This is a genomic window from Anoxybacillus thermarum (assembly GCF_000836725.1).
Classification (GTDB): domain Bacteria; phylum Bacillota; class Bacilli; order Bacillales; family Anoxybacillaceae; genus Anoxybacillus; species Anoxybacillus thermarum.
In genome coordinates this window covers 1-6,543 of sequence record NZ_JXTH01000094.1, presented here as the reverse complement: position 1 = coordinate 6,543, position 6,543 = coordinate 1, and the positions used below count along the sequence as shown (strand labels likewise).

The window sequence follows — 6,543 nt, the reverse complement described above, 5'->3', positions numbered from 1 at the left end:
GTCGCGGGCGTAGGAAATTTGAGAGGAGCTGTCCTTAGTACGAGAGGACCGGGATGGACGCACCGCTGGTGTACCAGTTGTTCCGCCAGGAGCACAGCTGGGTAGCTATGTGCGGAAGGGATAAGCGCTGAAAGCATCTAAGCGTGAAGCCCCCCTCAAGATGAGATTTCCCATCGCGTCAAGCGAGTAAGATCCCTTGAAGATGACAAGGTAGATAGGTCCGAGGTGGAAGCGTGGCGACACGTGCAGCTGACGGATACTAATCGATCGAGGACTTAACTAAACACACAAGAAAAGCGAAGAACGGTTCTTGACGTAGTCAAGAAAACATCCGACGGAGCCAAAAGCTTTTGACGAAGACGTGCGTGCACGTCGAACGGAAAAAGCGAAGGCGTAGGAGGATGTTAGTTCGAAGCTAGACAATATGAAAAGCGTAGGCGACTACGCAAACCCTGTTATCTAGTTTTGAAGGAATAAAAAAAAGCTTGACAACAGAAAATATTCCTTTATAATAACATTTGTCTAAAGCATTATTGCTCGGTGACGATGGCGGAGAGGTCACACCCGTTCCCATCCCGAACACGGAAGTTAAGCTCTCCAGCGCCGATGGTAGTTGGCGGGACACCGCCTGCGAGAGTAGGACGTTGCCGGGCAAGATGATATATTATTCCGCAGTAGCTCAGTGACGAGCGATGCTTCATCGTTTAAGCTTCGAGTTGCCTCGACGCATCCATCATCGTTGAATATGCGAGTAGAGGAAGAGGCAGTAAAGTTGCATAACATGTTGATGAAGCGCAATGATTAACCTTAACAAACTATTCCGCAGTAGCTCAGTGGTAGAGCACTCGGCTGTTAACCGAGCGGTCGTAGGTTCGAATCCTACCTGCGGAGCCATTTACGGAGAGCTGTCCGAGTGGTCGAAGGAGCACGATTGGAAATCGTGTAGACGTGATGAGCGTCTCAAGGGTTCGAATCCCTTGCTCTCCGCCAGCCACTTAGGAAATGATATATGGCCCGTTGGTCAAGTGGTTAAGACACCGCCCTTTCACGGCGGTAACACGGGTTCGAATCCCGTACGGGTCATCTTTTGGAGGATTAGCTCAGCTGGGAGAGCACTTGCCTTACAAGCAAGGGGTCGGCGGTTCGATCCCGTCATCCTCCACCATATGTTATAAAGTGTATTATTTCATCGTCGCGGGGTGGAGCAGCCAGGTAGCTCGTCGGGCTCATAACCCGAAGGTCGCAGGTTCAAATCCTGCCCCCGCAACCAATATTGGTCCCGTAGTGTAGTGGTTAACATGCCTGCCTGTCACGCAGGAGATCGCGGGTTCGAGTCCCGTCGGGACCGCCATTGTATGGCTCGGTAGCTCAGTCGGTAGAGCAAAGGACTGAAAATCCTTGTGTCGGCGGTTCGATTCCGTCCCGAGCCACCATTTTGAATGATGTCGGGTTAGTTTGTTTCATCTAAAATTTTGATGCACTTCATATTATGCCGGCTTAGCTCAATTGGTAGAGCAACTGACTTGTAATCAGTAGGTTGCGGGTTCAAGTCCTGCAGCCGGCACCATCCGCGGAGGGGTAGCGAAGTGGCTAAACGCGGCGGACTGTAAATCCGCTCCCTTTGGGTTCGGCGGTTCGAATCCGTCCCCCTCCACCATTTTAGGGGCATAGTTTAATGGTAGAACAGAGGTCTCCAAAACCTCCGGTGTGGGTTCGATTCCTACTGCCCCTGCCAAAAGAACATGGCGGCTATGGCGAAGTGGTTAACGCACCAGATTGTGGCTCTGGCATTCGTGGGTTCGATTCCCACTAGTCGCCCCATGTATATTTTAAAACGTTGGGGTATAGCCAAGCGGTAAGGCAACGGACTTTGACTCCGTGATGCGTTGGTTCGAATCCAGCTACCCCAGCCATATATGCGGAAGTAGTTCAGTGGTAGAACACCACCTTGCCAAGGTGGGGGTCGCGGGTTCGAGTCCCGTCTTCCGCTCTTCGTTTTATGGCGGCATAGCCAAGTGGTAAGGCAGAGGTCTGCAAAACCTTTACCACCGGTTCGAATCCGGTTGCCGCCTCCATTTTTTTATGCGCCGGGGTGGCGGAATTGGCAGACGCACAGGACTTAAAATCCTGCGGTAGGTGACTACCGTGCCGGTTCGAGTCCGGCCCTCGGCACTGAAAAGTCTTGACAAAGCAAGTTTGCATGATACAATTTAATTGTCTCATGCCGATGTGGCGGAACTGGCAGACGCGCACGACTCAAAATCGTGTGGGGTAGCCCCCCGTGTGGGTTCGACTCCCACCATCGGCATCGAAAATAGGGAAAAGGCTTTAGGGACAAGGGGTTTCACGTAAGTGGAATCCCTTGTTTTTTATTTACCGAATACGATTCGAGAAAAGAAAATCGTGTGCGTATAATCGTGTTCGGTGAGGTGAAATGGAAAGTGAAAAGAATAGAAAATGAGAGAAAATTGCAGAGAAAGAGCAAGAGAGGAAGAAGAGGAGAGCTAAGTCGTGAGGAGTTATTGCTAATATCTGATGACAACACAGAAATTGAATACACATTTGAGGAATTGTTAGAGATATTTATTGAGGATTGCGAACTAAGAAATTTGCGGGAACATACGATTAAATATTACCGCAGTGAATTGAATGCATTTATAAAACTGCTGAAAGAGCAGGAAATTGAATTGCGTGTAAATGAATGGACAGGCGAAACGATTAAACGAAATGTCATTATGTATATGAAAGAGAAAGGATTAAAGACAGTCAGCATTAATGTAATCAACGGTGATAAAATGGTTCTTACGTTCTTTTGGTGAATGATTACCTATCATCCTGTTGGGGATTTTTATTGTTTTATTAAAATAATGATTACAGTCTATAGAGAACACGTTTTTCTAACAGAGCTAATCCAGCTCGGCCATACATCATTCGTTTAATAGTTTTCAACCGATTGATTTGCCCTTCCAGCACACCATTGCTGTATGGGAGAAGAAAAGCATGTTTTACGGCCTGCAAATCGCTGCGCAAACGCCGAGCATATGGATAAAACGGCTGTTTTGAATCCGAAAGCTGATGACGCAGCCAACGTAAAAAACGATGGTAGTCTGCTTGACGAATCGCTTCGCGATAATCTTGAACCATTTCATAGATGGGTCGAACATTGGAGTAACTTTCGAGACATTGTTCCAAATCCATAATCTCCTTCTCAGAAAGTTGATGACGCGGAGTCCATATCCAATAAGCGAGTTGTTTCCTTGATATACGATGTTCCAGCATCGATGGATCATTCCTCTTTCGGTTCCGTCGAATCTTTTCTACCGAGGTTCGTACCGCCGAAAACGTGCCGGAATATCCTTCTTTGCGAAGAAGAGAATCAATAGACGGAATGGTATGACCTTGCGCTTCTAACTCGATGACACGATTCAAAAAAGGGGAAATCGGTGTTTTTCTTTTTCGTCGATGAATCGGTGGCGGAGTTGTCAACTGGAGATATTTTTTCACCGTTTTCCGATCCAGCTCATATTCCTTCGCAAGCTTAGAAATGTTCTTCCCTGATTGATGAGCTGTTTGGATTTCTTGAATGAGTGCCCATTTTTGTTCCTGGCGCTGCTTTTTCCTCTTTTCTGCCTTTGTCATTTCGATTTCACGAACAGATGTGTTCGATTCACTCCATGTCATCACAGAGGGAACGAGGGATAAAAGAAGGAAATCCAGTCTTTTTTTCGCATTCCCGATAAAATGCCATCGATCGTACACTTGAAGGATGGAAGGATTGGCATTGGCAATCCCCTGACGGAATCCTGTAAATCCATCCCGGCTCATCACTTGTACATGGGAATAGGTTTTCAGCCATTCAGTAAGTGTTTGCGGCAGCCGATTTGGCAAGAGAGCAACTGGATGATGACTGCAAAGATCACAAATTATCGCTCCATACGTATGGCCTTTTCGAAAAGCAAAATCATCGACTCCGAGGAAAGGGAGACACCTCTACAGGAATAGGAGTTTTGTGAATCATCGTTAACAATGAATCATGGCTGATAGGCAGATGAATCGCCTGTGCAATCTTTTCTGCAGCTACACAACTCGTGGAAAAGGCAATTTGACGCAAAATGTGTTCTGCCCGAAGAGTACGGCGGCCATGCGGCGCCAGCCAGTCATAACGCTCAGTAAACACTTTAAGGGAACAGGAAGGATCATCACAAAACCATTTTCGAGAAATAAGCAGGAGTCGAACAGGTCGATCAGCGATAGGAAGATCTTGAATCACACGTGTATGCCGACTATGCGGGCGAGAAGAAACATGATGACAGGCAGGACAGGAAGAAGACTCTCGGTTGCTTTTTACCGTTAAACGTAAACTGTCATCGACATCAGACACATCTAGTAACTCGATAGTTGAATCAAGAGGAGAACAAGAAAGGTTAATCATCGTTACGAACCCCTTTATTTTTATTATACCCATGTAGTTAATAGAAAGTCATTTCCCCAAATTAGCGTAAGAACCATTTTATCACCGTTGATTACAGTCTCAGTATAAAACAGGAATTTTATTTAAAATAATGCCGGCTATATTTACATCTTCTATATGTAAATAAACGGTAAAAATAAGCAATACTGATTCGGCCACGTGCCAAGAATTTTTGGGACACGATCACAATAAAATAACCACTATATTAGCGACTTACATACAAAGATATTTCCTAATTTATTAAAATTGTTGTATTATTTTGGTTGTGAAATATTTCTTTTTTAGGGAGGAGGGATGCATGCATCATGCGTTTTGCAACATGTTCATTGTATGTATAAATACAATGTTATAAAAATTTAGTTGTGAGTTTGATCTGTGCAAAATGTAATGGGGAATTTTGGTGTATTTATAGCTACCATTCATTATTCCTTTAAAGGATTAGATTTAGTAGCCCTACGGAACAATTCGCATAGTAATTAGTGACCTGTTCCATAGTGCTTACTTAATAGATCTTTATATCAGATCATTGACAACCTATTTTTTCTTTAATTTTATTTAGGTTTGGAATACAGATTTCTTGGGCTTTTTTTGCGCCCTCTTCTAAAATCTCATCAATTAGATGACGGTTATTCATTAAATAATTATATTTTTTACGTGGAGTTTCAAGAAAAGAATTAATGACTTCAAATAGTTCCTTTTTAACTTCTCCCCAAGGAATTCCGTTAATAAATTTTTCTTTCATTTCTTCAATCTGCTCATCAGTAGCAAATTCTTTATATAACAGAAATAAAGGAGAATCAATATTTTTGGGTTCATTAGGTAATGAGGAATCGGTTTTAATTTTGTTTATTAAATTCTTTAATTCCTTTGGTTCGCAAAATAATGGAATAGTGTTGTTATAGCTTTTGCTCATTTTTCTTCCATCTAATCCTGGAATGACAGCAGTTTCTTGTCGTATTAAATAACTCGGTTCAGTAAATATTTCACCATAACAATTATTGAATGCATTTGCTATATCCCTAGCAATTTCTACATGCTGAACTTGATCCTTTCCAACAGGGACTATATTAGAATTAAACAATAAAATATCTGCGGCCATAAGTATAGGATAAGTAAATAAACCCATATTGACTCCCATATCAATATCTATATTCTTAGCTTTATTTTCATCGACTTTAGCCTTGTATGCATGAGCTCTATTCATTAATCCCTTGGGAGTGAAGCATGAAAGAATCCAACTAAGTTCGAAAATTTGTGGTATATCAGACTGTTTATAAAAAATCACCTTGTTTGGATCTAGGCCCATTGCTAACCAAGTGGCTGCAACATCGTATGTATATTCTTTAAATAATTCAGGATTTTTAATAGAAGTTAATGCATGATAATCGGCTATAAAAAATATAGAAAGGCTTTCTAATTCTTTAGCTAAATTTAACGCGGGTTTAATAGCACCGATGTAATTTCCTAAATGTGGTCTGCCTGTTGGTTTAATGCCTGTCAAAACAATCTTATTATCCACTATTATCACCTCTAATATTAATTTTGGTAATAATTACACAATAATCATCGATAAGTTAATTATTTTACATTTTGGTAATATCAGTTGAATGTAGATATATAAAGGCTATGGAGTATAAAAAGCACTTATCAGGATATACACTTACTAAAGGTTAGAAGTATATTTTATATTGTATTTTAATGGGGTATTACAAATCAATATTTTTTATTATAATATTATATCATCAGATGATATTAAAGCAATTTAAAATTTTAAGAAGAGTCAGTCAAGACTTTGTGGAGAACATTTTTTCGGTTCACTACGGGTGTTGTCAATCACTAGTTAGCGAACCATTTTCAGGAATTGATATCGTAAGCGCTTTTGGACTCTCATCCCTCATCTTGAAGTGATGATATTGTATTCCATTTTTTTACACCCAACCAAAATCCCGAAGCGCCGACAACGCTTGATGGATCGGCGTCCCGGATGACCGCTGCAGACACGGTAGATTCTGACGCACCACATCTGCCCACAACCGTCCTGCCTTCCGTTTGGCCTGTTCAACCCGCTTGGA

Annotated in this window: 4 protein-coding genes, 16 tRNA genes, 2 rRNA genes and 1 pseudogene; 19 read left to right on the top strand and 4 right to left on the bottom strand. The window is 42.3% G+C overall.

Annotation, left to right across the window (positions count from 1 at the left end):
• The 19 genes from LH47_RS14015 to LH47_RS13925 form a co-directional block, all read left to right on the top strand.
• Nucleotides 1–283 (top strand): 23S ribosomal RNA (locus LH47_RS14015); the annotation flags it as partial.
• A 253-nt stretch (nt 284–536) separates the two neighbouring features.
• Nucleotides 537–653 (top strand): 5S ribosomal RNA (gene rrf, locus LH47_RS14010).
• Between the two features lie 166 nt (nt 654–819).
• A tRNA-Asn gene (locus LH47_RS14005) sits at nt 820–894 on the top strand.
• A gap of 5 nt (nt 895–899) precedes the next feature.
• Nucleotides 900–990: transfer RNA gene (locus LH47_RS14000), tRNA-Ser, on the top strand.
• Between the two features lie 21 nt (nt 991–1,011).
• A tRNA-Glu gene (locus LH47_RS13995) sits at nt 1,012–1,083 on the top strand.
• A gap of 6 nt (nt 1,084–1,089) precedes the next feature.
• Nucleotides 1,090–1,165 (top strand) — tRNA-Val (locus LH47_RS13990).
• A 28-nt stretch (nt 1,166–1,193) separates the two neighbouring features.
• Nucleotides 1,194–1,270: transfer RNA gene (locus LH47_RS13985), tRNA-Met, on the top strand.
• Between the two features lie 5 nt (nt 1,271–1,275).
• A tRNA-Asp gene (locus tag LH47_RS13980) sits at nt 1,276–1,351 on the top strand.
• Between the two features lie 6 nt (nt 1,352–1,357).
• Nucleotides 1,358–1,433 (top strand) — tRNA-Phe (locus LH47_RS13975).
• A 58-nt stretch (nt 1,434–1,491) separates the two neighbouring features.
• Nucleotides 1,492–1,567, top strand: a tRNA-Thr gene (locus LH47_RS13970).
• Between the two features lie 5 nt (nt 1,568–1,572).
• A tRNA-Tyr gene (locus LH47_RS13965) sits at nt 1,573–1,657 on the top strand.
• 4 nt (nt 1,658–1,661) lie between these two features.
• Nucleotides 1,662–1,735, top strand: a tRNA-Trp gene (locus LH47_RS13960).
• A gap of 10 nt (nt 1,736–1,745) precedes the next feature.
• A tRNA-His gene (locus LH47_RS13955) sits at nt 1,746–1,821 on the top strand.
• 17 nt (nt 1,822–1,838) lie between these two features.
• Nucleotides 1,839–1,913, top strand: a tRNA-Gln gene (locus LH47_RS13950).
• Between the two features lie 5 nt (nt 1,914–1,918).
• Nucleotides 1,919–1,990 (top strand) — tRNA-Gly (locus tag LH47_RS13945).
• Nucleotides 1,991–2,001: 11 nt separating this feature from the next.
• Nucleotides 2,002–2,075, top strand: a tRNA-Cys gene (locus tag LH47_RS13940).
• Between the two features lie 11 nt (nt 2,076–2,086).
• Nucleotides 2,087–2,172, top strand: a tRNA-Leu gene (locus tag LH47_RS13935).
• Between the two features lie 51 nt (nt 2,173–2,223).
• Nucleotides 2,224–2,308: transfer RNA gene (locus LH47_RS13930), tRNA-Leu, on the top strand.
• A gap of 133 nt (nt 2,309–2,441) precedes the next feature.
• Entirely contained in the window at nt 2,442–2,819 is a 378-nt protein-coding gene (locus tag LH47_RS13925; protein WP_084221354.1) for a phage integrase N-terminal SAM-like domain-containing protein, read from the top strand.
• Between the two features lie 52 nt (nt 2,820–2,871).
• Here the strand turns inward: LH47_RS13925 and LH47_RS13920 are convergent, their stop codons facing one another.
• The 4 genes and pseudogenes from LH47_RS13920 to LH47_RS15670 all read right to left on the bottom strand — a co-directional run.
• Complete coding sequence (locus LH47_RS13920; protein WP_235341166.1) at nt 2,872–3,924, bottom strand: transposase; 1,053 nt, start codon at nt 3,922–3,924, stop codon at nt 2,872–2,874.
• 37 nt (nt 3,925–3,961) lie between these two features.
• Nucleotides 3,962–4,432 (bottom strand): transposase family protein, encoded by a 471-nt coding sequence (locus LH47_RS15675; RefSeq protein WP_084221353.1) that lies wholly within the window; start codon nt 4,430–4,432, stop codon nt 3,962–3,964.
• 562 nt (nt 4,433–4,994) lie between these two features.
• Nucleotides 4,995–5,990: a tryptophan--tRNA ligase gene (locus tag LH47_RS13915; protein ID WP_043968533.1), complete on the bottom strand. Its 996-nt coding sequence runs from the start codon at nt 5,988–5,990 to the stop codon at nt 4,995–4,997.
• A gap of 409 nt (nt 5,991–6,399) precedes the next feature.
• A pseudogene (locus LH47_RS15670) lies at nt 6,400–6,543 on the bottom strand (UPF0236 family protein); the annotation flags it as partial.